General features: G+C 70.1%; 22 protein-coding genes and 1 riboswitch. Of the genes, 4 read left to right on the forward strand and 18 right to left on the reverse strand.

Annotation, left to right across the window (positions count from 1 at the left end; genetic code table 11):
* Positions 1-95 precede the first annotated feature (95 nt).
* Positions 96-1304 (reverse strand): fatty acid desaturase family protein, encoded by a 1209-nt coding sequence (locus ACWDUD_RS15320; RefSeq protein WP_197250183.1) that lies wholly within the window; start codon positions 1302-1304, stop codon positions 96-98.
* 225 nt (positions 1305-1529) lie between these two features.
* Here ACWDUD_RS15320 and ACWDUD_RS15325 point away from each other — a divergent pair, with 225 nt between their 5' ends.
* Positions 1530-2261 (forward strand): TetR/AcrR family transcriptional regulator C-terminal domain-containing protein, encoded by a 732-nt coding sequence (locus tag ACWDUD_RS15325; protein WP_197250184.1) that lies wholly within the window; start codon positions 1530-1532, stop codon positions 2259-2261.
* Between the two features lie 312 nt (positions 2262-2573).
* Complete coding sequence (locus tag ACWDUD_RS15330; protein ID WP_450109841.1) at positions 2574-2873, forward strand: hypothetical protein; 300 nt, start codon at positions 2574-2576, stop codon at positions 2871-2873.
* Between the two features lie 87 nt (positions 2874-2960).
* On the opposite strand, the gene ACWDUD_RS15335 is transcribed toward ACWDUD_RS15330, so the two are convergent.
* The 4 genes from ACWDUD_RS15335 to ACWDUD_RS15350 all read right to left on the reverse strand — a co-directional run bounded on the left by ACWDUD_RS15335 (position 2961) and on the right by ACWDUD_RS15350 (position 6193).
* Positions 2961-3698 carry an ABC transporter ATP-binding protein gene (locus ACWDUD_RS15335; RefSeq protein ID WP_197250185.1) on the reverse strand — a complete coding sequence of 246 codons (738 nt, stop codon included), beginning with the start codon at positions 3696-3698 and terminating at the stop codon, positions 2961-2963.
* Complete coding sequence (locus tag ACWDUD_RS15340; protein WP_197250186.1) at positions 3695-4489, reverse strand: ABC transporter permease; 795 nt, start codon at positions 4487-4489, stop codon at positions 3695-3697. Before ACWDUD_RS15340 ends, ACWDUD_RS15335 begins: the two co-directional genes overlap by 4 nt.
* Entirely contained in the window at positions 4470-5489 is a 1020-nt protein-coding gene (locus ACWDUD_RS15345) for an ABC transporter substrate-binding protein (RefSeq protein WP_450109842.1), read from the reverse strand. The genes ACWDUD_RS15340 and ACWDUD_RS15345 overlap by 20 nt, the downstream gene beginning before the upstream one ends.
* Complete coding sequence (locus ACWDUD_RS15350; RefSeq protein WP_197250188.1) at positions 5474-6193, reverse strand: TenA family protein; 720 nt, start codon at positions 6191-6193, stop codon at positions 5474-5476. Before ACWDUD_RS15350 ends, ACWDUD_RS15345 begins: the two co-directional genes overlap by 16 nt.
* Positions 6186-6283: riboswitch (TPP riboswitch) on the reverse strand. It overlaps the preceding gene by 8 nt.
* A gap of 272 nt (positions 6284-6555) precedes the next feature.
* Here ACWDUD_RS15350 and ACWDUD_RS15355 point away from each other — a divergent pair.
* Both ACWDUD_RS15355 and ACWDUD_RS15360 read left to right on the forward strand, forming a co-directional pair.
* Positions 6556-16245 (forward strand): amino acid adenylation domain-containing protein, encoded by a 9690-nt coding sequence (locus ACWDUD_RS15355; protein ID WP_450109843.1) that lies wholly within the window; start codon positions 6556-6558, stop codon positions 16243-16245.
* A 77-nt stretch (positions 16246-16322) separates the two neighbouring features.
* Positions 16323-17864 (forward strand): carboxylesterase/lipase family protein, encoded by a 1542-nt coding sequence (locus ACWDUD_RS15360; protein WP_197250191.1) that lies wholly within the window; start codon positions 16323-16325, stop codon positions 17862-17864.
* Between the two features lie 9 nt (positions 17865-17873).
* Here ACWDUD_RS15360 and ACWDUD_RS15365 read toward each other — a convergent pair whose 3' ends face one another.
* The 13 genes from ACWDUD_RS15365 to ACWDUD_RS15425 all read right to left on the reverse strand — a co-directional run bounded on the left by ACWDUD_RS15365 (position 17874) and on the right by ACWDUD_RS15425 (position 25730).
* Positions 17874-18059: a rubredoxin gene (locus tag ACWDUD_RS15365; RefSeq protein WP_450109844.1), complete on the reverse strand. Its 186-nt coding sequence runs from the start codon at positions 18057-18059 to the stop codon at positions 17874-17876.
* Between the two features lies 1 nt (position 18060).
* Positions 18061-18228 carry a rubredoxin gene (locus tag ACWDUD_RS15370; RefSeq protein WP_248675924.1) on the reverse strand — a complete coding sequence of 56 codons (168 nt, stop codon included), beginning with the start codon at positions 18226-18228 and terminating at the stop codon, positions 18061-18063.
* A complete protein-coding gene (locus ACWDUD_RS15375) occupies positions 18228-19454 on the reverse strand; it encodes an alkane 1-monooxygenase (protein WP_450109845.1) in 1227 nt (408 codons plus the stop codon). Before ACWDUD_RS15375 ends, ACWDUD_RS15370 begins: the two co-directional genes overlap by 1 nt.
* 184 nt (positions 19455-19638) lie before the next feature.
* Positions 19639-19923, reverse strand: coding sequence for a GNAT family N-acetyltransferase (locus ACWDUD_RS15380; protein WP_197250195.1), 285 nt, complete (start codon positions 19921-19923; stop codon positions 19639-19641).
* 4 nt (positions 19924-19927) lie between these two features.
* Entirely contained in the window at positions 19928-20569 is a 642-nt protein-coding gene (locus tag ACWDUD_RS15385; protein ID WP_450109846.1) for a CG0192-related protein, read from the reverse strand.
* A gap of 20 nt (positions 20570-20589) precedes the next feature.
* On the reverse strand, positions 20590-21879 hold the full coding sequence (locus tag ACWDUD_RS15390) for a DUF4185 domain-containing protein (protein ID WP_450109847.1): 1290 nt from the start codon (positions 21877-21879) through the stop codon (positions 20590-20592).
* 104 nt (positions 21880-21983) lie between these two features.
* A complete protein-coding gene (locus ACWDUD_RS15395; protein WP_197250198.1) occupies positions 21984-22499 on the reverse strand; it encodes a hypothetical protein in 516 nt (171 codons plus the stop codon).
* A gap of 9 nt (positions 22500-22508) precedes the next feature.
* A complete protein-coding gene (locus ACWDUD_RS15400) occupies positions 22509-23156 on the reverse strand; it encodes a Type 1 glutamine amidotransferase-like domain-containing protein (RefSeq protein WP_450109848.1) in 648 nt (215 codons plus the stop codon).
* Between the two features lie 10 nt (positions 23157-23166).
* Positions 23167-24009 (reverse strand): maleylpyruvate isomerase family mycothiol-dependent enzyme, encoded by an 843-nt coding sequence (locus ACWDUD_RS15405; RefSeq protein WP_231609792.1) that lies wholly within the window; start codon positions 24007-24009, stop codon positions 23167-23169.
* A complete protein-coding gene (locus ACWDUD_RS15410) occupies positions 24006-24446 on the reverse strand; it encodes an HIT family protein (RefSeq protein WP_248675928.1) in 441 nt (146 codons plus the stop codon). Before ACWDUD_RS15410 ends, ACWDUD_RS15405 begins: the two co-directional genes overlap by 4 nt.
* Before the next feature lie 5 nt (positions 24447-24451).
* Positions 24452-25195 (reverse strand): SIR2 family NAD-dependent protein deacylase, encoded by a 744-nt coding sequence (locus ACWDUD_RS15415; RefSeq protein WP_231609793.1) that lies wholly within the window; start codon positions 25193-25195, stop codon positions 24452-24454.
* Complete coding sequence (locus ACWDUD_RS15420; protein ID WP_197250201.1) at positions 25192-25368, reverse strand: hypothetical protein; 177 nt, start codon at positions 25366-25368, stop codon at positions 25192-25194. The genes ACWDUD_RS15415 and ACWDUD_RS15420 overlap by 4 nt, the downstream gene beginning before the upstream one ends.
* Positions 25365-25730: a DUF488 domain-containing protein gene (locus ACWDUD_RS15425; RefSeq protein WP_197250202.1), complete on the reverse strand. Its 366-nt coding sequence runs from the start codon at positions 25728-25730 to the stop codon at positions 25365-25367. Before ACWDUD_RS15425 ends, ACWDUD_RS15420 begins: the two co-directional genes overlap by 4 nt.
* Positions 25731-25921: the final 191 nt, after the last annotated feature.

Below are 25921 nucleotides of genomic sequence, written 5' to 3' on the forward strand. Positions count from 1 at the left end.
CTGCGGCCCGACGGGAGTATCGCGACCTGCCGAACGAGCGGTCGTCGACGGCAAGGTACTACGCCGGCGAGCTGCCCGAGGAGGGGAGTTCTCCGTCAGCAGGTGCGACGATGCCCGGACAGGTTTCGCAGGGCTGTCCGCAGCCCGGTGCGGGAAGCCGGAAACTCGACGCCGGTCTCACACGAGGCGCGGAACTTCAGTTCGGAGGCCGTCTCCGGGGCATCGTCGGCGGTCGCTCGCAGGAATCGGTCGGGCAGTGCGAGCTTGTGGATGGTGCGCAACGTCAGCAGGTACTGCCGTGCAAGGGGGCCGGTGGTGTAGGGCAGGTCGTACTTGTCGCACAGTGCTTTCACCTTGGTGGAGATTTCCGCATAGCGGTTGCTCGGGATATCGGGGAAGAGGTGGTGCTCGATCTGGTAGCAGAGATTGCCGCTCAGGAATGCCATCACCGGGCCGGCCCGAAAGTTGGCCGTGCCGAGCATCTGCCGCAGATACCATTCGGCCTTCGTCTCGTTCTCGAATTCGGCGAGGGTGAACTTCTCGGCGCCGTCGGGGAAGTGCCCGCAGAAGATCACCACGTACGCCCACACGTTCCGCAGCAGATTCGCGGTCAGGTTCGCCGTCAGTGTTCGCCGCCAGCGGCGTCCGGTGAGGGCGGGAAAGAGCAGGTAGTCCTTGCCCGTCTGGCGGGCGACCTTCCGGATCAGCACTCGAAAGCGGTCGGATTTCCCGGCACCGGCAAGGTTCTGTTCGGCGTGTACGTCGTGCAGAGCGATGCCCCATTCGAACGTGGCTGCCAGCAACAGGTTCTGCAGCGGCTGCAGGAGATGTACGGGCTTCCACGGCTGGTCGCGGGTGATGCGGAAGACGTCGTAGCCGAGGTCGTCGTCCAGTCCGACGACGTTGCTGAACACGTGGTGGCGGTAGTTGTGGGAGTAGCGCCACTGCGACGAGGGGCCTGCCATGTCCCATTCCCAGGTGCTGGAGTGGATTTCCGGGTCGTTCATCCAGTCCCACTGGCCGTGGGAGACGTTGTGGCCGATCTCCATGTTCTCGACGCTCTTGGCCACGCCGAGCGCTGCCGTCCCGAGGATCCAGCCCGGCAGGCTCCTGCTGCCGTGGATCACCAGCCGCGCAGCGGCATCCAGTATCCGCTGGAAGGCGATGGTGCGGCGGATGTAGGCGGCGTCGGCGGCGCCGAGCGACTCGATGACACTGCGGCGGATGCCGGTCAGCTCGTCGCTGAGCGACTCGACGTCCTCGGCGGCGAGGTGGGCGTACTCCTTGATGTCGGAGATGGCCATGGTGTGCTCCAGGTTCCGACCTCACCCGGAAACCCCGGGTGCGGGGCGGCGAGAGCGACCGGCGGGAAGGACGTTCCCGAAGACGATGATCGTGACCGCTGCCCGAGGTCCACGTTGTAGGACCAGTCAACGCCGCCGCCGCCGAGGTGTCAACACTGTAGACCTACACACAAGGTCTACGGCAGAGGTCTACGGTGGAGGACAGTGAGTGAAGGAAGGGTTCCGATGGCCGAATCTCCCGCTCGTCCCCCGCGCAGCTCAGGCGGTGATCCAGGCCCGGAACGTAGCCCGATCACCCAGCAGCGAATCGTCGCTGCGGCACTCGAGATCGTCGACCGCGACGGCGTCGATGCGTTGTCCATGCGCCGGCTGGGCAAGGTCCTCGGCCGTGACCCGATGACCCTCTACCGTCACGCCCCGAACAAAGCCGCTCTCCTCGACGCCGTCGCCGAGAGCGTTCTCGAACAACTCCGGGTCGGCACCGACGAGGGAGATTGGACAAGCCAACTCCGGGAGGTCGCCCGGAACTTCCGCCGGTTGGCGCTCGAGCATCCCCACGTGGTCCCACTGCTGGTCACCCGGCCCCTCGAGACGCCCCTCGGATTGCGGCCCCGGGGAACACTGCGTCCGCTCGAAGACATCCTCACCCTGCTCACCCGGGCCGGTTTCACGGCGACCGACGCCCTGCACGTCTACCGGGCGCTCTTCGGCTTCCTCTACGGTCACGTCCTGAACGAACTCCAGGAACTCGTCGAACGACCCGACGAGCACGAAGACCTGCTGCGCCTGGGCCTGCATCGCCTGCCGATCGGCGAGTTCCCGCTCCTGCGCAGCCTCGCACCCGTACTGGCGTCGTACGACGGTGCTGCGGAACTCGAACGCGGCCTCGACATTCTGATCGCCGGCCTCGTCGCCACACTGCCTCACCCCGACAGCCCGGCCCCTGCGGCGAGCTGAATCCGGAAGTCGGTCGTTGCAGCCGTCCCGGACACGGTCCGCTGCCCGCAGCCATGTTGCGAAGATGGCTGAGGCACAACAGAAATGGGTGGATCAGGTCGAGGGTCGAGGAACACCACCGCAACCATCGACGGGGACCGCATTCCGCGCGCTCACCGAGTTGACGAGCGCGACGTGCGCCCTGTCGGCTCGCCGATCCACGACCGTGACACCGAGTGCAGGTCTACCGCATCGTCCGCGAGTAGAGTCGCTGTGACAGCCACCGAGCGTGGTGCAGTGTCACGCCCTCGACCGAAGGGAAGGACGGCCGCCATGTCTTCTGCCATCCAGCAGGCGCCCACCAGCATCGTAACCGCGTCCATCAAAGCGGCAGACCTGCCGGGGTTCGCCAGCGAGGGGCCGATCCTCGTCGAGGTGGACACCTGGGAGCAGGCGGGGCGAATGTACCGGCGCAGCTATCTGGTCGAAACGACTGTCGAGCGACAACAAGACGAAGCACCTCATGCTCGCGAAATCCGGGTCACCTTCGCGGAATCGGGAATCGACGCAGTCACTTTCGCGCCTGCGGACGATGTGGTCGTTCTCCGTCCGTTCCTTGTCAGGCATCGTTGATTCCTCGCGAGGGGAAGAGTCCGACCGGCGCACTTCGGTATTCGTTCGAGCCGGTTCATCGGTCGGCCGAAGGTTGCGTCGTGACCTTCACTTCGTGTGGAGGATGTCGACGAGTTCGCGTTCCAGCGCCACGAATTCCGGGTCGGTGAGGGTCTCGAGCGTGCGCGGCCGCGGCAGCGGGACCCGCACCTCGTGCCGGATCCGCGCCGGGCGCGGGGAGAGCACGAGCACCCGATCGGACAGCAACACCGCCTCGCGCACGTCGTGCGTGATCATCAGCACGGTCCAGCGGTCCCGCATCCACACGTCCTGCAACCACAGCTGCATGTCGGTGCGGGTCAGCGAATCCAGCGCGCCGAACGGCTCGTCGAGGAGCACGACGTCGCGGCCCTGCACGACCGTGCGTGCCAGCGCCGCCCGTTGGCGCATCCCGCCGGACAGTTCCCCCGGACGCGCATTCTCGAACCCGGCCAGCCCGAACGCGGGGAACAGCTTCGCGGCACGCGCCCGGGCTTCGGCGCGCGGGATCCCCTGGACCTCGAGGCCGAGCGCGCAGTTGTCGACGACGCTGCGCCACGGGAACAGCAGGTCCTTCTGCGGCATCAACGCGGCCCGGCCGGGCGCGGCCGGTGCGCCGCCGACGGTGACGGTGCCGGTGTCGGGGGTGTCGAGGCCGGCGATCAGCCCGAACAGCGTGGACTTGCCGGAGCCGCTCGGTCCGATCACCGACACGAACTCGCCCCCGGCGACGTCGAAGTCGATGCCGTCGAGCACCGCGCGGTCCGCGAAGGAACGGTGCACCGCGGAGACGGTCACGGCGGTCATCTGCGGCTCCCCGTGGACAGGGCCCAGGGCGCGACGATCCGCTCGACCAGGTAGGTGAGCAGATACAGCGCCAGCGACAGGGCGGCGGTGACGAGCACCGCGGCGAGCACCAGATCGGTGCGGAACGAGTTCTTCTGGGTGCTCATGTAGATGCCCAGCCCCGACGTGGCCCCCACGTACTCGGCGAACACCGCGCCGACCACCGCGTAGGTGATGCCGATGCGCAGCGCCGTGAAGAACCGCGGCAGCGCCGACGGCAGGCGCACGTACCGGAACACCTGGCCGCGGGACGCGCCCATGCTGCGCAGCAACGCCCCGGCCTCCCGGTCCGCGGCGGCGAACCCCTCGATCAGCCCGATCGCCATGGGGAAGAACGTCGCCAGCGCGATCACCAGGACCTTCGGCAGCAACCCGAAACCGAACCAGATGATCATCAGCGGGGCGATCGCGATGATCGGCAGGGTCTGCGACACCACGAACAGTGGCACCAGCGCGCGGCGCAGCCACGGCGAGAAGTCCACGACGATCGCCAGGGCCCACGCAACCACGAGGGACACCGCGAACCCGATGATCGTCACCTGCAACGTCGACCACGTGTGGGCGGCCAGGTCGTCGCGGTGCGCCCACCCCTGCCCGAGCACCCGGGCGGGGGAGGGCAGCACCTGCGGGCGGATCCCGGAGACCGTCACGTACAGCTGCCAGAGCGCGACGAGCGCGAGCACGACCACCGCGGCGGGGGCGGCGATGCGGACCCAGCGCGGTGACGACGGGTCAGGACGTGAGGTAGTCATCGGTGAAGTAGGTGGACCAGTCCGGCTCCTCGGTCAGCGGCCGGCCGTCGGGTCCGGCGAGCAGACCCTTCTCGTACAGGAACCGCGAGTAGCCGGTCCAGCGTTCGAGGGTCTGGGTGCCCACGTTCCCGTTCTCGTCGCGCAGCTGGTCCGCCGAGAGCATGCGCTGGCTCTCGAAGACGAGCGCTTCGTCCTCGAAGGCCCCCGGGTTGGCGTCGATGAGGTCCCGGGCGGCGCGCTCGGGATCCTCGGCGGCGATCTCGTAGCCGCGCTGAACGGCCTGCACGAACGCGCGTGCCTGCTCCGGGTGTTCGGCCAGCCAGTCCTCGTTGCCGCTGATCACGATGGCGTAGGCGTCGGGGAACCCGTAGTCGGTGTACGAGAAGTAGCGCATCGGCAGGCCGCGATGTTCGGCCTCGATGCCCTCCCACGCGAGATAGGACGCGGTGAAGTCCGCGGTTCCCGAGTACACCGCCTCGTACGCGGACGTGCCGAGGATGACGGACGTGAACTCGCCGCGGCCACCGTCGTTGCGGATGACCTGACGCAGCGTCTCCTCGTCGCCGGGATCGCCGAACCCGGCGTAGATGTGACCGTCGAGGTCTCTCGGCCGCGCGAGATCGGCGCGGTCCGCCTTGACGGCGATGCCGGTCGCCCAGTGCTGCAGCGGGGCGAGCACCGAGACGGTGTGCGATCCGGCGGCGCGGGCGAAGGTCGTCATCCCCTGGGTGGAGATGCCGAACTCGGCGTTGCCCGCGTCGACGAGGGTATCCGGGGTCGTGTTGTTGTACGGCAGGATCTCCACGTCGAGACCGGCCTCGTCGAACAAACCCTCCTGCATCGCCACGTACAGGCCGGTGTGGTTGGTGTTCGGCGTCCAGTCCAGTGCGAAGCGGATCGTGTCGTCCGATTCGGACGAGGAACAGGCGGGGACCAGGGCGATCGCGACGATCGCGACCAGCAGGGCGGTGAGGCGGCGGAGAGTCACGATTCCGGCCATTCCTGCCGGTGCAGCGCGGTGTCCCAGAACATCAGCTCGTAGCGGGTCGCGACGGTGAACGCGTCGAGCATCGCGGCACGGTCGGCGTCGGTGGCGGCGACCGCCGCGGCGTCGACCAGTTCGCGGGCGGTCGCGACCGCGGCGTGGAATTCGGGGGCGTCGTAGGTGGTCACCCACTGCGCGTACGGGTGCTGCGGGTCGGTGGCGAGGACCCCGGAGGCGCGGGCGGCGAGGTCGCGGCCCACTTCGGCGTAGATCCAGAAACACGGCAGCACGGCCGCAGCACCGACCGCGTACGGCTCGGTGGCGACGGTCGCCGTGAGATAGGAGACGTACCCGAGGCAGGCGGGGGAGTGGGCGGGCGCGGCCTCACCGGGCGGCAGAACCCCGCCGGTGAGCAGGCTCTTGTGCAGCGCCGACTCCTCGGTGGCCGCCGTGGCGGCACTGGTCGCCCAGAACGCGGCGGTTGCCGGATCCGGGGACTTGGCGGACAACAGCGCGAGGGCCTTGGCGTACCCGGCGAGGTACAGCGCGTCCTGCTCGATGTAGAAGCGGAAGGCGTCGAGCGGCAGCGTTCCGTCGCCCAGGCGGTGGAGGAATTCGAGGTCGTCGATCGACCGGCGCAGCGTCTCGGTGTGCTGCCACATCCGATCGGTGAAGCGGTCGGTGGAAACAAGAGGCGAAACGTCGACAGGCACAGACATGCCGGGACATCCCTTCGTCAGCATTACCTGATGCAGGTTCTACGGGTGTGATCTCAGCCCCGCGCGCGCGGAGCACCCCGTGTCGGACGAACGCGACCTTAGCAGGGCGTTCCGCGCAACGGGCCCCCGGGGTACCGGACCCGGGGGCTGCGCCGGGAATGTCCGGACAACCTGTTCCGTGGACACAAAACAGCCTGTATGTTTGGCGATCGTCAGCGCGGTCTCCGGCGGTGTGAAGGGCCCGACGATTCCGTGCGACGACCATGCTGCGAGACCTCCCGGCTCGCGCTCGGGCGGTCGCGGGAGGGTGTCGACGGCGACTCCGCCTGCGCACAGCGATGTGGGGAAAGGTGGAATACGGGATGCGGGATGTCGAGGATTCCGGACGGTCGGAACTCGAGAATCTGCCGCGACTGATCGCGAATGTCGTCTCGCGTGACCCCGAACGGGTCGCTCTGGTGCGCGACGGTGCCGTCGTCACCTACGCCGGCCTCAACGAGGAACTGGCTGCGCTCGGCGCCGCCATGGGCGACGCGATCGGACCCGACGCACTCGTTCCCGTCGTGCTCACCGGACTGCTGCCCGGGCTCGCCGGGAGTGGTCCCGACGAGGTCGCCGTCGCTCTGGCCGAACTGTCCGAGGACCTCGCCGCGTTCGCGGGGGAGGAGCAGGCGTCGCCGGAGCCGGCGCGACCGGACACCCTGCCCGCCGCCTTCGCCGCGCAGGCCGCCGCCACTCCCGACGCCGTGGCCGTCGAGTTCGACGGCGCCGAGTACACCTACGCCGAGCTGGCGGACCGGTCCCGGCGGCTGGCCCGCCGCCTCGTCGAGTCCGGTGTCGGGCCGGGTCTCACCGTCGCCGTCGCCCTGCGCCGGTCCTTCGATCTGCTCGTGGCCGTGTACGCGGTGCTCGAGGCAGGCGGTGCGTACGTGCCGCTCGACCCGGACCATCCCGCCGAGCGACTGGCCTACATCCTCGAGGTCGCCGAGCCCGCGGTCCTGCTCACCGAGACCGCTGCGCCGGTGCCCGCAGACGGGATCGAGGTGCTCGACGTGACGGCCCTCGACCTCGGATCGGAATCGGCGGACCCGCTCACCGATGCCGACCGCCGTCGTCCCCTGCACGCCGCCGACACCGCCTACGTCATCTTCACCTCCGGATCCACCGGCCGGCCCAAGGGCGTGGCGGTGACCCACGAGGCGATCGTCACCAACCTGCGCTGGCGCCAGGAGCAGTACCGGCTGGGACCTGCGGACGTGGTGCTGCACAAGACTCCGGTCACCTTCGACGTGTCCGTGTGGGAGTTGTTCTGGCCGTTGCAGGCCGGCGCGCGTCTTCTCGTCGCCGTGCCCGAGGGGCACCGGGACCCGCGCTACCTGGCGGATCTCATGCGCGACCGCGGGGTCACCGTCGCGCATTTCGTGCCGTCCATGCTCGCGGTGTTCGTCGCCGAGGCCGAGCTCGATTCGCTCACCCCTCTTCGGTACCTGTTCGCATCCGGTGAAGCGCTGCCGGCGCGTATCGCGGTACTGGTACGGGAACTGCTGCCCGGGGTCGCGGTCCACAACCTGTACGGGCCCACCGAGGCGGCCGTCGACGTGACCCATCACGAGGTCACCGATGCCGACATCGACTCGGTGCCGATCGGCGCGCCCATCGCCGACACCGACCTGCTGATCCTCGACAGCGCCCTGAACTGGGTTCCGGCCGGCGCGGAGGGCGAGTTGTACCTGGCCGGAACACAATTGGCGCTCGGATATGTCGGCCGGCCGGACCTGACCGCGGAACGGTTCGTCGCCAATCCCTACGGGGCGCCCGGCGAACGCATGTACCGGACCGGCGACCTCGTGGTGCGTTCCCGCTCGGACGAGCTGGAATACCTCGGACGCAGCGACTTCCAGGTCAAGATCCGCGGACTGCGCATCGAACTGGGTGAGATCGAGGAAACCCTCACCCGGCAGGACGGCATCGCCCAGGCCGCCGTTCGCGTGCATGCCGACGAGACCCTGGGTGATCGCCTCGTCGCGTACGTGCGGCTGCACCCGGGCGCCACGTGGGACGAGGAGGCGCTGGGCGCCGCGCTCTCCGCGTCCCTGCCCGACTACATGGTCCCGACCGCGTACACCGTGCTCGACGAGTTCCCGCTCACCACCAGCGGCAAGCTCGACCGCGCGGCACTGCCCGCGCCCGAGACCTCCGCCGCGACCGGTGACGATCGCCCGCTCGAGACGGCCACCGAGACGGCGGTCGCCGAGGTGTTCGCCGAGATGCTCGGGCGGGATCGGGTCGGCGGCGACGACGACTTCTTCGCGCTCGGCGGCAACTCGCTCGCCGCGGTCCGCGCGGTCTCGCGCATCTCGGCCCGAGTCGGCCGGCCGCTGTCCGTCCAGGACTTCTTCGACGCACCGACCGTCGTCGAGGTGGCGCGGTTGCTGGACCGCACACCCGGCGAGGACCGCGCAGACGGCCCGTTGGCCGCCGGACCACGGCCCTATCCGGTGCCGCTGGCGCCGTCGCAGACGCGGCTGTGGGTGCTCGATCGCCTCGATCCGGGCTCGTCCCTCTACAACATCCCGCTCGTGGTCCGCCTCACCGGCGACCTCGACGTCGACGCGTTGCAGCAGGCCGTCGGCGACCTCGTCGAACGGCACGAGGTGCTGCGCACCGCCTACCCGGAGGTCGACGGCGAAGGCACCCAGCTGGTGCTTCCGATCGGCGCCGCCCAGCGTGCCGTGCCGGTCGAGACCGTCGCCCCGGACGAGGTTCCGGCCCGGATCGACGCCCTCGTGTCGGAGGGCTTCGACATCGCCGAGGCCGCCCCCGTGCGCACCCACCTGCTGCGGGTGGCGGACGACGAGCACGTTCTCGTCGTCGTCGTCCACCACATCGCCGGCGACGGATTCTCGGCGGGACCACTCACCCGCGACCTGATGCGGGCCTACGGCGCCCGCACCGCGGGAGTGGCGCCCGAACGCCTCCCGCTCGCCGTGCAGTACGCGGATTACGCGCTGTGGCAGCGTGATCGGCTCGGAGATGCCGACGAGCCGGATTCGCTCATGGCGCAGCAGCTCGCCTACTGGCGCAAGCAACTGGCCGGCCTGCAGGACCGGCTCGAGCTCCCCACGGACCGGCCGCGGCCGGCGGTGGCGTCCCAGTCCGGTGCCGCGGTGCCCGTGGAGATTCCGGCGGACGTCCACCGCGCGGTGGTGGACCTGGCGCGGGCCACCGGCACCACCGAGTTCATGGTGGTGCACGCGGCGCTCGCCGTGCTCCTCGCGCGGCTGTCCGGGACCGCGGACGTCGCGGTCGGCACCCCGTCGGCCGGTCGCGGGGACGCGGGCCTCGACGACCTCGTCGGCATGTTCGTCAACACGCTGGTGCTGCGCACCCCGATCGACGCGGGGGAGTCGTTCACCCGGCTGCTGACCCGCGTGCGCGACATCGACCTGGAGGCGTTCGGCAACCAGGACGTGCCGTTCGACTGCATCGTCGACGACCTCGCCCCGGCCCGGTCGCAGGCCTACCACCCGTTGTTCCAGGTGATGTTCGCCTTCCAGAACCTCGACGCGACACAGCTCGAGCTTCCGTCGCTGACCGTCACCACGGTCGACGTCCCGACCCGGCGGGCGAAGTTCGATCTGCAGGTCACGCTCGCCGAGCGACTCGGCGACGACCACGAGCCGGGCGGCATGTTCGGTGAGGTCGCCTACGCGACCGACCTGTTCGACGAGGGCACGATCGCGATGTTCGTGCGGCGCTTCGTGCGGATCCTCGCCGAGGCCACCGCCGCCCCGGACCGTGCAGTCGGCGATCACCGCCTCCTGGATCGGGCCGAACTCGGCACCGTGCTGAGCCGCTGGAACTCGACGGACCGGCCGGTGCCGCCGGCCACGGTGCCGCGGCTGCTCGATGCGCAGGTCGCGCGCACTCCGCATCTGCAGGCCGTCGTCGACGACGACGGGATCCTGACCTACGCGGATTTCGCCGCCCGGGTGCACCGGCTGGCCCGGCGGCTCGTCGCGTCCGGGGTCGGACCCGAGCGCACCGTCGCGGTCGTCGCACCGCGCTCGGTCGAGCTGCTGGTGGCGGTCCATGCGGTTCTGCACGCCGGTGGGGCGTACGTGCCCGTCGACCCCGATCAGCCCGCCGCGCGCACCGAGCGGGTGCTCGCCGCGGCCCGGCCCGTGGCGGTGCTCGTCGGCTCCACGGTGGAGTGGAGCGACGAGGGCCGGGCGGTGCCCGTGCTGCGGATCGGCGACTTCCCCGACCTGAGCGGTGCGCCGCTGCACGACTCGGAGCGGCTCGCACCGCTGCGTCCCGACAACACCGCGTACGTGCTGTTCACCTCGGGCTCGACCGGTGAGCCGAAGGGTGTCGCCGTGCCGCATCGGGCGGTGGTCAACCAGCTGTTGTGGATCGCGGATCTGTTCCGGATCAGCGTCGCCGACACCGTCCTGTGGAAGACTCCGGCCACATTCGACGTCTCGGTGTGGGAGATGTTCGCGCCCTTGGCATCCGGAGCCAGGATGGTTGTCGCCGCGCCGGATGCGCACCGCGACGCGCGGCAGCTCGCCGACATCATCGACCGCCGCGCGGTCACCCTCACCTCGTTCGTGCCCTCGATGCTGTCGGTGTTCGCGACGACGGTGCCCGATCCGGCGGCGCTGCGCACGCTGCGCGCGGTCGCCGTGGCGGGGGAGGCGCTGCCCGCCGCGACCGTCGGCGCGTTCCGGGCGGTGTCCCGCGCGGCCGTGCACAACCTCTACGGGCCCACCGAGTTCACGGTGCACGCGACCTCGGCGCTGGTGCCGCCGATGCCGTACCTGGCGACGCGGCCGGTGCCGATGGGCCGGCCGGTGTGGAACACCCGTGCGGTGGTGCTGGACTCGCGGATGCATCCCGTCCCGGTCGGGGTCAGGGGTGAGCTGTACCTGTCCGGCGTCCAGGAGGCCCGCGGCTATCACGGCCGGCCGGACCTGACGGCCGAACGATTCGTCGCCGACCGGTTCGGCCCGCCCGGCGCGCGTCTGTACCGCACGGGCGACAGTGTGAAGTGGACCCCCGAGGGGCAGCTCGTCTACCTGGGACGCACCGACTCCCAGGTCAAGATCCGCGGCGTGCGCATCGAACTGGGCGAGATCGAATCGGCGCTGCTGAACCGGTCCGAGGTCGCACGAGCGGTCGCCACGGTCCATCACGCCGACGCCGGTGATCGGCTCGTCGCGTATGTCGTGCCGGTGCCGGCCGACAACGCGAACGATGTGGATCCCGGTGCCCTGCGCAGCGCGCTCGTCCGGGTTCTGCCCGCCCACCTGGTGCCGGACACGATCGTCGTCGTGGACGACTTCCCGGTCACGTCGTCGGGCAAGCTCGATCGTGCGGCCCTGCCCGCGCCGGTGTTCGAGACCCGCGAATTCGTGGCGCCCGCAACGAAGGTCGAGCGGATCGTCGCGGACGTGTTCGCCGCGGTCCTCGACGCCGAGACCGTCGGTGCGCAGGACGACTTCTTCGCGCTCGGCGGGAACTCGTTGTCCGCCACGCAGGTGGCGGCGCGGCTTGCCGACGAACTGGGTGTCGAGGTGACCGTCCGGTCGCTGTTCGACACCCGCACCGTCGCCGAATTCGCTGCGCTGCTGGAGGATTCCGAGCCCGCGGTGGCCGTCGCCGGTCCGGTGGCCGGCCCGCGGCCGGAGCAGGTCCCGCTGTCCTGGTCGCAGTCGCGGATGTGGTTCCTCAACCGGTTCGACACCGGTTCGGGGTTGCACAACATTCCGCTGGTGGTCCGGCTGTCGGGGACCCTCGACGTCGACGCGCTGGGCGAGGCGTTCGGTGACGTCGTGGCGCGGCACGAGGTGCTGCGCACCGTCTATCCCGAGGTGGACGGTGCCGGCCTGCAGGTCGTGCTGCCGGTCGAGCAGGCCCGGCCGCAGTTGCCGATCCTCGACGTGCCCGCGGACCGGCTCGACGAGGAGCTCATCGCCCTCGCCGGTGCCGGATTCGATGTCACCGCCGAGGTTCCCGTGCGGGCCCGGCTGCTGCGCGCCGGGGACGACGAGTACGTGCTCGCGGTGGTCGTTCACCACATCGCGGCGGACGGCTTCTCGGTGGCCCCGCTGATCCGGGACCTCATGGCGGCCTACGCCGCCCGCGTCGCCGGGCAGGCACCCGACTGGGAACCGCTGCCCGTGCAGTACGCGGACTACGCGCTGTGGCAGCGGGAGATGCTCGGCGACGAATCCGATCCCGAATCGGCACACAGCCGCAAACTGGCCTACTGGCGGGAGCGCCTGGCGGGACTGCCCGCCCAGCTCGACCTGCCCGCCGATCGGCGCAGGCCCGCCACGGGATCCGGCCGCGGCGGCAGGATCCACATGAGGATCCCGGCCGCCACCCGCGCCGCGATCGACGCCACGGCCGAGCGACACGGTGCGACCCCGTTCATGGTCGTGCACGCCGCGCTGGCGCTGCTGCTGTCCCGGCTGTCCGGCTCCACCGACATCGCCATCGGGACCCCGTCGGCGGGCCGCGGTCACCCGGTCCTCGACGATCTCGTCGGCATGTTCGTCAACACGGTCGTGCTGCGCACCGAGATCGACCCCGCCGAGTCGTTCACCGCGTTCCTGTCCCGGGTCCGGGACATCGACCTCGGCGCACAGGCGAACTCGGAGATCCCGTTCGAGCGGCTCGTCGAGGTGCTCGAGCCCGAGCGGTCGCCGGGGCGGCATCCCCTGTTCCAGGTGGCGCTGGCCTACCAGAACTTCGCCCGGCAGGAGCTCACGCTGCCGGACCTGACCGTTGCCGAATTCCCCGTCGAGACGCACCTGTCGAAGTTCGACCTGGAGTTCGCGATCGGGGAGGCCGCCGACGACACCGGCGCGCTGTCCCTCGGGATCGGCTACGTCACCGACCTGTTCGACGCGGCGACCGTCGAGGTGCTGGCCGAGCGGCTCGTGCGGATCCTCGACGCCGTCACCGGCGTCCCGGACACGGCGGTCGGCGACGTCGAGATCCTCTCGCCCGACGAGCGGGCCGGGGTGCTCGCGTCGGGCCGGCGGATCGGATTGCGGCCGCAGACGCTGCCGGAGCTGCTCGACGCGGCCGCCGCCGACCCGACCGCGGTCGCGGTGGTGAGCGGCGACACCGCGCTGACCTACGCCGACGTCGACGCCGCTGCGCGCCGGTGGGCGCGGACCCTGCGGGAACACGGCGTCGGCCGAGGCGATCTCGTGCTCGTCGCGGTGCCCCGGTCCGCCGAATCGATCCTCGCGATGTGGGCGGTCGCGCGGTGCGGTGCCGGGTTCGTACCCGTCGACGTCGACTATCCCGCGGACCGGCTCGCGCACATCGTCACCGATTCCGGTGCGCGGGTGGGCCTGACCCTGGCCGAGCACCGTCCGGCGCTGCCGGAGGGGCCGCACTGGCTCGCGCTCAACGAAGAGGACGAAACAAGCTCCGCCGCAACCGATTCCGATATCGATCCGGACGGGTTCCCCCGGGTGCGTCCGGACGACGTCGCCTACGTGATCTACACCTCCGGCTCGACCGGCACCCCGAAGGGTGTGACCGTCACCCACACCGGTCTCTACAACCTGTGTGTGGAGGTCCGCGAACGGTACCGGCTCGATGCGCGGTCCAAGGTGCTGCACGTCGCCTCGCCGAGCTTCGACGCGTCCGTCCTCGAGCAGGTCTTCGCGCTGTCGGCCGGCGCGACCGTCGTCGTCGCGCCCGCGCACGCGTACGGCGGCACCGCGCTCGCCGCGCTGATGCGGGACCGGGCCGTCACCCACGCGTTCCTCACCCCGTCGGTCGCCGCCACCGTCGACCCGGACGATCTCGACGACTGCCGGGTTCTCGTCACCGGTGGGGAAGCGGTGACCGGCGACGTGGTCCGGAGATGGTCGACCGGTGGACGCGCCGTGTTCAATGCGTACGGACCCACCGAGGCGACGATCATGACGCACACCGCCGGTCCGCTGTCGCCGGATGTTCCTGTGGCACTGGGTCATCCGGTTCGCGGAGCCGGACATCTGGTGCTCGATTCGCGACTGCGGCCGGTGCCGGCCGGTGTTCCCGGCGAGCTGTATCTCGTCGGTGACGCGCTCGCCCGCGGTTACCACCGGCGGCCCGCGCTCACCGCGGACCGGTTCGTCGCCAACCCCCACGGCGGGTGGGGCGAGCGCATGTACCGCACCGGGGACGTGGTGAGCCGCACCGCCACCGGCGAACTCGTCTACCACGGACGCGCCGACTTCCAGATCAAGATCCACGGGCTGCGTATCGAACTCGGAGAGATCGACGCCGCGCTCCGGGCCGACGACTCGGTCGCCGCGGCGGTGACGGTGGGACGGGACACGGCACCGCGACTCGTCTCCTACGTCGTGCCGGCCGCCGAGGGTGTCCTCGACGAGCAGGAACTGCTGCGCACCGTCGCCTCCCGACTGCCCGCACACATGGTGCCGGCGGCGATCGTGGTGCTCGACGAGCTGCCGCTCACCCCGTCGGGCAAGCTGGACCGGCGGGCACTGCCGGTGCCGTCGGTGGCGGCGCGTCCGTTCCGGGCCCCCTCGACCCGGTACGAGCAGGGCGTCGCGGAGATCTATGCCCGGCTGCTCGGCGTCGAACAGGTCGGTGCGGACGACGACTTCTTCGAACTCGGCGGGCACTCGCTGCTGATCCTGTCGCTGGCCGCCGCGGTGACCGAGCGCTTCGGCGTCGAGGTCACGGTGCCGCAGCTGTTCGAGCACGCACCGGTCTACCGGCTGGCCCGGCTGATCGAGGCCGGAGCGCAGGAGGCCGCGCCCGCCGCCGAGTGGGAGGGCGATCTCGAACTCGCCGCGGACATCGTCCCGGACGGGATCCCGGCAGCGCGACCGGACGGCCGCCGCGTCCTGCTGACCGGAGCCACCGGTTTCCTCGGCCGCTACCTGCTGCGGGACCTGCTCTCGCACAGCGGCATGCGCGTGTGGTGCCTAGTACGGACGGCCTCCGAAGAGGAGGGCCTCGACCGCATCGAGGCGGGGATGCGCGCGTTCGGGCTGTGGCGCGAGTACTACCGGGGCCGGATCGTGGTGGTGCCGGGTGACCTGGCGCAGCCGCGATTCGGGCTGTCCGACACCGAGTTCGACGATCTCGCCCGCGGCGTGGACTTCATCGTGCACAACGGTGCCCGCGTCAATCACATCGAGCCGTACAGCAGGATGCGGGCGGCGAACGTGTCCGGCGCCGAGGAGATCCTCCGTCTCGCCGTCACCGGGACGGTCAAGCCCGTGCACTTCGTCTCCACCGGGTCGGTGCTCACCGACACCGCCGCGCCCGCGTCCGAGGACGGCGCACCGCGGCTGGTGGGCGAGGACGACCGGCTTCCGAGCGAGCGGGTCATGGAGTCGGGGTATGTGCGCAGCAAGTGGGTGGCCGAGGAACTCGTCGCCGTCGCGCGGCGCCGCGGCATCCCGGTCTCGATCTACCGGCCGGGTCTGATCAGCGGCGACACCGTGTCCGGGGCGGCCGGAACCGACGACGCGTTCTGGAACGTGGTGCGGGCGATGGTGGCGCTGCGGATGGTGCCGGAGTCGGCGGTCGGCTCGGTCGCGCTCGTCCCCGTCACGTACGTCGCGTCGGCGCTGGTCGCGCTCGCGCTCGATCCGTCGACCGTGGGCGGGAACTTCCACCTCGTCAACCGGCGCCGCGTCGCCGCGGAGGACATCGTGGCGCGGTTGCGGGCACACGGCTTCACGCTGCGGCCGGTGACCGACGAGGTGTTCGCGTCGACGCTGATCGAGATGTCGCAGACGCTGGCCGAGCGCGGCGACGACAGCCTCACCCGCGCGGTGCTGGTTGCCGGCGAGTTCGCGCAGGGCCTGTCCGAGGCGGAGGACTTCGACGACGAGAACGCGCGCCGTGCGCTCGCGGACTCCGGCATCGAGTGCCCGGTGGTCGACGACGAGGTGCTCGCCTGGTACGTGACCTACTTCGCGCACATCGGCTTCCTCGTGCCCCTCTCCGACGAGGTGCTGCCCGACCAACCGGTCGAGCCGGAGGCGGTCGTCGACTAGAAGCGACCACCGGTCTCTGCACCGAGCGTGCAGACAGTTGGTACCTTGGCGACAGTCGCCGGGAAACGGGAGGTCACGTGGAACCCGAGACACTCACGATCGACTGCAAGTACGGTTCGGCCCGCGGGTACCGGGACGGATCGGTGTTCGTGTGGAAGGGACTTCCGTATGCGGCGCCGACCGGGGGCGACCTGCGTTTCCGTGCCCCCGAGCCGCCGGAACCGTGGGCCGGGGTCCGCGACTGCCGCGACTTCGGGCCGATCGCGCCGCAGGGCCGCGACAATCCGATCCCGGTCGATCCCGGCCAGACGATCGGGGAGGACTGCCTCTCGCTGAACATCTGGGCGCCCGAACCGGACGGCGAGCCCCGCCCGGTGATGGTGTGGATCCACGGCGGCGCCTACATCCTCGGCTATTCCGGGCAGAAGATCTACGACGGCCGCCGGCTCTGCGAGTCCGGCGACGTCGTGGTCGTGACGCTCAACTACCGGCTGGGCGCACTCGGGTTCCTCGACCTGTCGTCGTTCTCGACGGCGGACTCGACGTTCGAATCGAACCTGGGGCTGCGCGACCAGATCGCGGCCCTGGAATGGGTACGCGACTGCATCTCGGCGTTCGGGGGCGACCCGGCGCGGGTGACGGTCTTCGGGGAATCGTCGGGCGGATGCTCGATCACGACGCTGATGACGGTGCCGCGCGCCGAGGGACTGTTCCACGCGGCGATCGCCCAGTCGCCGCCGGCGACGTCGGCGTACGGCCGCGAGCGCGCGGCCACCGTCGCCGAACGGTTCCTGGAGGTCCTCGACATTCCGACGTCCCGGGTGGCGAAGCTGCGCGACCTGCCGCACGAACAGCTCACCGCGGCCGGGGACGTGCTGGCCCGCGAGATCCCGATGAAGGTGCCGGGCACTCTGGCGCTGGCACCGGTCGTCGACCGGGACCTGGTGCCGAAGTATCCGGTGGCGGCGTTCCAGAAGGGTCTGTCGCACCGGATCCCGCTGATCATCGGATCGAACCGGGACGAGCCGTCGATCTTCCGGTGGATGAAGTCCCCGCTGATGCCGATCGACGACGCCGCGGTGCAGGCCATGTTCGCTGCCCTCGCCGCGGACGGGGCGGACCTGCCGCCCGAACGGGTCCGGGAGATCCTCGCGGCCTATCCGGCCGAGACGAAACCGAGTGGCGCGATGGCACTTTCGCGGGACGCAGGGTTCCGCATGCCGGTGTTGTGGATCGCCGACGCGCACAGCACCCATTCACCGACCTGGGTGTACCGCTTCGACCACGCGACGCCGGCGCTCCGCGCGGCCCGCATCGGGGCGGGACACGCCACCGAACTCCCGTATGTCTTCGGCAATTTCGGCACACTCGGCCGCGACCCGACGTTCTGGCTCGGTGGGCGGAAGGCCGCCACCGAGCTGTCCGGCCGGATCCGGCGACGCTGGACGGCGTTCGCGCACCACGGCGTGCCCGCCGCGCTCGACGGGTCCCGGCACTGGGCGCCGTACACGGCCGAGACCCGCATGACCCTCGTGCTCGACGGCACCGATTCCGTCGTCCCCGATCCGGACGGGCATCTGCGGGAGATGTGGGGCGACCGGGTGATGGGTTTCAGTTAGCGGTTTCGGTCAGCGCCGAACGATCTCGACCAACTCGAAGTCCGCCTTGGCGGCACCGCAGTCCGGGCACGACCAGTCGTCGGGAATGTCCTCCCAGCGGGTGCCCGGCTCGATGCCCTCGTCGGGCCAGCCGGCTGCCTCGTCGTACTCGAAACCGCAGACGAGGCAACGGAACAGCCGGTAGTCGGTAGCCATGTCAGGTGCCTTTCGGTTCGAAATCGATCTTCTCGCGGACTCCGCAGTCGGGGCAGCACCAGTCGTCGGGCACCGCCGACCACGCGGTGCCGGCCGGGAATCCCTCGCGCGGTGCGCCGGTGGCCTCGTCGTAGACGTAGTTGCACACCGGGCATTCGTACGCGGCCATCAGCAGGTCTGCCCGTATCGGGCGAGGATCTTCTCGCGCTTGCTCGGCTGGATGTTCACGCGGGACAGGTCGCCGTCGTAGTGGTCGAGGACCCGATGGTCCATCACCTTGCGCCACAAGGGCGGAAAGTAGGTCAGGCCGACCATGCTCGCGTAGCCGCTCGGCAGGTTCGGGGCGCCGTCCATGCTGCGCAGCGTCTGGTAGCGGCGGGTCGGGTTGGCGTGGTGATCGCTGTGACGCTGCAGGTGGTACAGGAAGATGTTGGTCACGATGTGATCGGAGTTCCAGCTGTGTTCGGGCGTGCACCGTTCGTAGCGGCCGGATTCGGTGCGGCGGCGGAGCAGTCCGTAGTGCTCGAGGTAGTTCACCGATTCGAGCAGGGAGAATCCGTACACGGCCTGGATGATCAGGTACGGCAGCACCACCGGCCCGAACACGACGGCCAGCACGGTGAACAGCGCCACCGACAGCAGCCACGCGGACAGGACGTCGTTGCGGAAGGTCCACGGGCCCTTGCCGAGTCGCTCCAGCCGCGCCTTCTCGAGATGCCACGACGACTTCAGTCCACCCCACACGCTGCGCGGCAGGAACGACCAGAACGACTCGCCGAAACGGGCGCTCGCCGGATCCTCGGGTGTCGACACCCGGACGTGGTGGCCGCGGTTGTGCTCGATGTAGAAGTGGCCGTAGAAGGTCTGCGCCAGGGCGATTCTCGACAGCCGGCGTTCGAGCTGCTCCTTCTTGTGGCCGAGTTCGTGGGCGGTGTTGATGCCGACGCCGCCCATCACGCCGATGCTGATCGCCAGCCCGATCTTCGACACTAGGCCGAGTCCGCCGTCGAGTCCGAGCCATCCGAGGTCCTGCGCCGACCACAGGTAGCACGCGAAGACGAGGCTGAGGATCTGGAACGGGATGTAGGCGTAGGTGCAGTACCGGTAGTAGCGGTCCGCGGCGAGACGTTCCATGACCTCGTCGGGCGGGTTCTGGCCGTCCGGGCCGAAGAAGCGGTCCAGGATCGGCAGGATCACGTAGACCAGCAGCGGGCCGATCCACCACCACACGGGAGCCACGGCGCTCCAGCCGAGTTGTCCGAACGCCCACACGAGGACGGTCGCGACGAAGATCGCGGTGGGCGGGACCAGTCCGAGCAGCCACAGATATCGCTTGCGGTCGCGCCACTGCTGCGCAGGTGTCGGCTGCGGCCGGTCGATGTCGCGTGTCGTCACCGTCTTCTCCTCCGTATGACGTGGATCACCCTGCGGTGGACGTTACGCGCGACACCATCCACTGTCTAGACATATGGAGCTATTTGTAAATCTTCACCGATCGCGCACACGAAAACGTCAGCCGCCCACGTTTCGGACGTGGGCGGCTGACGTGTGCGTCTGCGGTTGTGCCTGACCGGACCGATCAGTTGCGGTACTCGGGATGCTCGGAGACGAACTTCGCGACGTAGGAGCACGAGGTCCCGATCTTCAGACCCTCGGCGCGGGTCGCGTCCAGCGCCTGGCGGACGACGTCACCGGCGACGCCCTGACCGCGGAACTCCGGCTCGGTGACCGTGTGGTCGAAGTCGCGCACGTCGCCGACCTGCGTGTAGTCGGCGTAGCCGGCGAGCGCGTCACCGATGTAGAGAGCGAATCGCGACTGCTCGGGAAGATGCTCGACGCGACGATTGTCGTTGTTCTGGCTCATGAATTCACCCTACCGACCGGGCGCTCTTCGCGACCGCGAGGACCGCGGGGGAGGTGCGCCCCGGCCACGTGCCGGTGAGCACCCTGCCCGGCTGGGCTGGTCCGTCCTGCTCATCGAGTACGCGCAGCACCTCGATCTCGACGTCGCCCGCCGACACCGTGGTCGTCGTCGAGTCGCTCGTGTGGGTGATCCGGCCGAGAGCCGGTACCGGTGCCTCGGGGGATCCGCTGCCGGCCACCTGCACCGGGGCGTCGATGGTCGCGCCGGTCGTGGCATCGAAGAGTTCGGCCGCGCCGCCGCCGGTCGCGATCGTGGTGACCAGCGTGGCGACGTACACCGGGTCGGCGCACGCGTCGTACACCCAGCGGGTCCCGAGCACGGTGTGCTCCATCATGCCGACCAGCGAGTCCTCGGCGCCGTCGAGCGGGGCGGCGCGATAGGTCAACGGGACCTGCAGGATTCGCCCGTCCCCGGTGCGCAGCAGATGGGTTTCGACGCCGACCTCGCCGTCGGGGTCGTCGAAGCGGAACCCGCCGATCCGGTCGAGGTCGGTCGCGCCGGCGGCCCACGGCTGCGATGGCACCCATGCCGCGAGGACCTCGGCCTTCGTCGGCGACAACCGGGCGTTCTGATGGATGATTGCCATGGTCGAGACGATACGTGGGGTCACGCCGGCGGCGGCGGTGCCACCGGCTTCGGCAGCTTCGCGGCGTCGAGGTCGGTGCGCAGCAGCATCACGTTGTAGTCCGACCACGTGCTGGCCAGGTAGTACAGGTCCTTGCCCGACGACCACGGGTGGATGAACGCGCCGTACACGCTCGGCACGTCCCGGCTGCTCACCAGCACCTTCGGTTCGCTCCAGCCGGATTCGAGCGTTGCGGAGGTCCGCGCGACGATCGAGTTCGTCGCATCGGTGTATAGCGCCACGAACCCGCCGAGATGCTCGTTGTAGGCGACGGACAGTTCGCTGACCGGCCCGGGGATCACGACGCCCGCGGCCTTCGGGTCGGTCGGCACCCAGGCTCCGATGCCGTCCCAGTACTCGTAGGCGAGCGGGTCGAGCAGCGATTCCGGCCGCACCCGAGCCAGGTGGGCGGCGCCGTTGCGCCCCGACGGGGTGCCGAACTTGTAGATCCAGCCGTCGTGTTCGACGAACGCGCCCATCTGGAAGTTGGCGTTGCCGCTGACGGATTCGTTCAGACGTGCCGTGAGGGGGTGGACCGTCCAGGTCTCCCCGTTGTCCGCCGACGAGGCGAGCGCGGAGAAGTTCGTGTGCCACTCGCCGGGGGCACCCCAGCTGCGTACCGACATGAAATCGAGGTACTGGACCCCGCCGACGGCGATGCCGGCGGTGGGGATCGTGGTGATCTCGACGCCGTTGACCTTGCGGCTCTCGATCAGTTCGCGGGCGTGGTTCGGGCGATCCAGGGGAGCGCTGTCGATGCTCATGCCGTCGGACAGGTTCCGGTCGGTGCTGCGGAACAGGACGTTGCTGCGCCAATCGCCGACGAGTCCGCAGAACGGATTGCGATTGAACCCGAACGTGTCTCCGAAAGCCGCGAGGACCTGACCCTCGCCGTTGTCCCACATGATGCCGAGATCGGTGCCGAGTACGCCGAACCGGGGCACGGTGTCGTTGTCACCCATCAGTCCGGTCATGTGCGCGACCGCGGTCGTGGTGCCCTTCAGCTGGGGGAGGCGGCCGTCCTGCCCGTTGAGCCAGGGGATCGGGGTGACGCCGGGCTCGGAGCTGCCGGGCAGCGCGCTGCCGGTGCCGGGCAGTCTGCTCCCGGTGCCGGGCAGTGCACTGCCGGTCCCCGGCGCCGAGCTGCCGGTACCGCTGCCCGGTGGGCACGCGGCGTATGCGGTTCCGGTCCCGCCGAGCACGAGAACGCAGGTCGCGGCGAGGGTCACGGGCAGGGCGAGAGCCAGACGATGTCGCAGGGACGAGCGCATGGGACCTCCGGAGTGATGCCGCACAGTCGACGCCGTGCCAACGTAACAGCAGTCACATCAGTCACACATGTCACTTAGGTAACGACACGGTCGCGGGATTGCCCTCAAGGACGCGCTGTCGCCGGGGGATGAGTGGACCGCACCGCGTCGACGAACCGACGCTTCTCCGTGACGTACCGGTCCCGGAACCCGTCCTGATCGTCGATGCCGTCGCTCGACGCCGCGGTGAGGAACGCGAACGCCGACTCCGCCGCGGCGAGCACCGGATCCGGTGCCGTCAGCCGCATCTCGTTCACGATCGCGTCGAGATCGACGATGCCGCGTGCGATCGCCCGCAGACGCGGGTCCTCCGACTGCAGCGCCTCGTCGAGTTCGACATCGGCCAGCTCGGAGCGGTCGAGCTCGAAGAGATGATTGTGGACGTTGTCGGCGACCTGGAGAAACCGCACGTGCAGGGCACGATCGGTCGCGCGCAGCACCGGCGCGGGTGCCGGTTGCCGGGTCGCCTTCCGGCCACCGCGCGCGGCGACCACCCCGAGTACCACTCCGACGACGAGAGCGACCGGTGCCGCCCACCAGGGCGCAGTACCGGCGCTGAACAGATCCGACAGCGACTCCATCGTCGGATGTTAGCAGTGAGAAGTATCCGTTCCGTCCGATGTGTCCACAACGATCGTGTCGTCGTCGGTCAGAGCCCGGAACGCGATGCCGTTGCGCGTCAGGAGATCCACGGCGCGGCGGCTGCCGCCGTTGTCCAGCGGCGACCCGCCGACATGCGGCACGATCGCGAAATCCACCAGACCGAGGCCGTCCCACTGCGGGGCGATCCCGCACGTCGGCTCGACCTCGCCCGGGTCGTCGGAGAACTCGACGCCGCGCAGCGTCGGCGTCACCACGCACGCCCCGGCGCTGTACCCGGCGTACGCGAGCGCCCCGGACCGGACGAGGTCGGTGAGCACCGTGTCGCCGCCGGAGCGCGCGAGCTGGGCCCGCAACACGAACGTGTTGCCGCCGCGCACCCACACCACCCGGAACTCGGACAGCCTGGCGCGCAACGACTCCGGTGCGCCGACGTGGTCGCGCAGATCCACCTCGACCGGATCGAATCCGAGTTCCCGCAGCGGACCGAACTCGCTGTTCAGCGACGACTGCCGGGCCTGCGCGGGCCAGGAATCGGCGGCATTCGCGATCACCGCGAGCGGCCCGGGCGGACCGGTCACCCGCAGCAGCGCCGCCGGGTCGGCGCCGAAACGGTACGACGAGAGGAACAGGCGCATCGGGGAACGGTCAGATGGTGAACGCCAGATTGTCGACGATGCGCCGCCCGACCGTGGTGTCCCCGCCGAGGGTGATCTCGTCGAGGTGGTCGAACGCGCGGACACGTCCGCCGGCGAGCCGCGCGAACAGTCCCGAATCGAGGGTGATCGTGCTGGTCGCCTCGCCCGACAGCGCGGGAACGAGCGCGGCCCGTCCGTGGACCTCCACGTGCAGGGTGCGGGCGAGCGGGCCGGTCAGCTCGAACGTGATGCGGGAGCCGTCCGGGGCCTTGCCGAGCTTGCCGACGACATACGCCAGCGACCCGACGATCTCGGCGAACGCCAGCTCGGCGCGCGGACCGCCCTCGTCGCCGGGGATCCCGAGCGCGTCCCTGATGTCGAGTTCGTGCATCCAGCAATCGAATACGCGGATGCGCATGAAGCGCCCGTAGGTCGCCGGACCGGCCGGCGTCTGCGCGGGTGTGTCGAACCATTCCTGTGTCATCTTCGAGAGCTGGTCGCGCCGGCGCGCGACGATCTGCCGGTACCGCTCGAGGATGGCCGTGCCCGGTGTGCCGCGCATCGACTCCACCCACCGTTCGTTGAGCGCGCCGATCTCGTTGTGCACGTGACCGAGCGCGTGCACGTCGATGTCGACGTGCGGGGTCTCTTCACCCGCGAGGAGCGATTCGGTGCCGATCAGGTGCGCCACGATGTCCTTGACGGTCCAGCCCGGCAGCGTCGACGGGGTGAACCAGGTGTCCGTGTCGAGGTCGGCGATCAGATCGTCGATGACCGCGAACTGCTCGAACAGCAGCGAACGGATCTTCTCCACGGGAAATTCGGGGGTTTCGGGAGTCTGGTCGGTGCTCAACGGGGATCCTCTGCTTCCAATCGGTCCAGTCCGGCGCGGATCAGGGCTGCGATCGCGTCCGGGTCGTCGGGGCGGCGCCGGAGGAGCCCGGCCGCCAGGCGTACCTTGTCGCCGTTCCAGCGCGGCAACACGTGCAGGTGGGCGTGATCGACGGTCTGGAACGCGGCCCGGCCGTCGTTGAGCACCAGGTGGGCGCCGTCGGGTGTGAGGTCCGAGCGGGCCAGTGCCCGCGCCAGGCGCTGTCCGACGCGGAACATCGCCGCGCCGTCGTCCGGCGCGAGTTCCTCGAGCCGGGCCGCGTGGGCCCGGGGCACCACGAGGACGTGACCGCGCGAGATCGGCCGGATGTCGAGGAACGCGACGACCGTCTCGTCCTCGAACACCCGCCGCGCCGGTGCGGTACCGGCCACGATGTCGCAGAACACGCAGGCTCCCACGGTCGTCACTGTAACGCCGCCACCAGTGCGGGCAATCCGATCGCCGCGGTCGTGCGCCACACGTGGTCGACGCGGTCCGAGAGTTCCGTCGGCTCGGGCCCGATCTCGACGACCGGCACGCCGCGATCGCGGGCCAGCGCGGGCAACCCGGCGGCGGGGTACACCATCCCGGAGGTGCCGACGACGAGCAGCAGGTCGGCATCGGCGACGACCTCGGTCGCCGCGTCCCACGGTGCGCGGGGCAGCAGTTCGCCGAACCACACGACACCCGGACGGACCCGGCCCCCGCACCGGCTGCACGTCGGCGGCGTCAGCCGGGCCACCGGCTCGGCCGGCGGATCCGGAAGCTCGGCGGCGGCCTCGCAGTCGGCGCACCGCGGCGCGAACAGGCTGCCGTGCAGGTGCGCGCTGACGACACTGCCGGCGCGTTCGTGCAGATCGTCGACGTTCTGGGTGACGATGTGGACGTCCGTGTCGCGGGCCCAGTCGGCCAGCGCGAGATGGCCCGCGTTCGGTTCGACCTTCCGGACCAGCGCCACGCGCCACTGGTACCACGCCCACACCGTCTCCGCGTCGGCGTGCCACGCCTCGGGGGTTGCGAGGGCGGCGGCGTCGAACCGGGACCACAGGCCGGTCTGCGCGTCCCGGAAGGTCGGGACGCCGCTCTCGGCGGACATGCCGGCGCCGGTCAGGACGGCGACGCGGCGCGCGGCGCGGGCCAGGCCGAGAATCTCGGAGGGAACGCTCATTGCGGTGACGGTAGGGGATCGGTGTGCCCGGTGTCGCGCGGGTGACCGCAGCGTGGGCACTGCCCGGCCGTGCTCTCGAGGACGTGGTCGTCGAGGAACAGCCCACACTCCGGGCACACCCGATCGAGCCAGCACACCGGGTCCCCGCCGAGGTCGGGGTCGCGGGCCGTCACCGGGCCTCCCGCAGATGCTCGGCGAGGATCACGGCGCCGCTGTGGTCGAGATCGCGGGTCGCGGTGAGCAACACCAGGGGGCGTCCGTCGGCGAGGCGATCCAGCCGGGCGACGGCTTCGCGTCCGGCCTCCGTGGTCAGCTCGTGGAGGTAACGGGTGCGGAATTCCGAGAACAACGCGGCGTCGTGCGAGTACCACTTGCGCAGCTCTGCGGAGGGCGCGAGGTCCTTCGCCCAGTCGTCGTAATGGAACGCATCCTTGCGGAGCCCCCTCGGCCACAGACGGTCCACCAGGACACGGAACGCGTCCTCGTCTGCGGGGTGGTCGTAGACGCGTTCGACGTCGACTGTGCGACGTTCCATCGGCTCCTCCTCGGGCTTTGCATTCACCAGCGGTACGCTCGTACTGTGAAGTGAGCTGCATCACAATTCTCGCACTGCATCCTTGTTCGGACTCGATTCAGACAAAAGCAAGCGGTTGCAGTGTCGTCGCCACCACGGTAGGTCTGCTTTAGCTCATCAGGCCGGCGTGCACTGCCGTGGCCTCGATGTAC

The sequence above is a fragment of the Rhodococcus sp. NPDC003382 genome, from assembly GCF_053589135.1.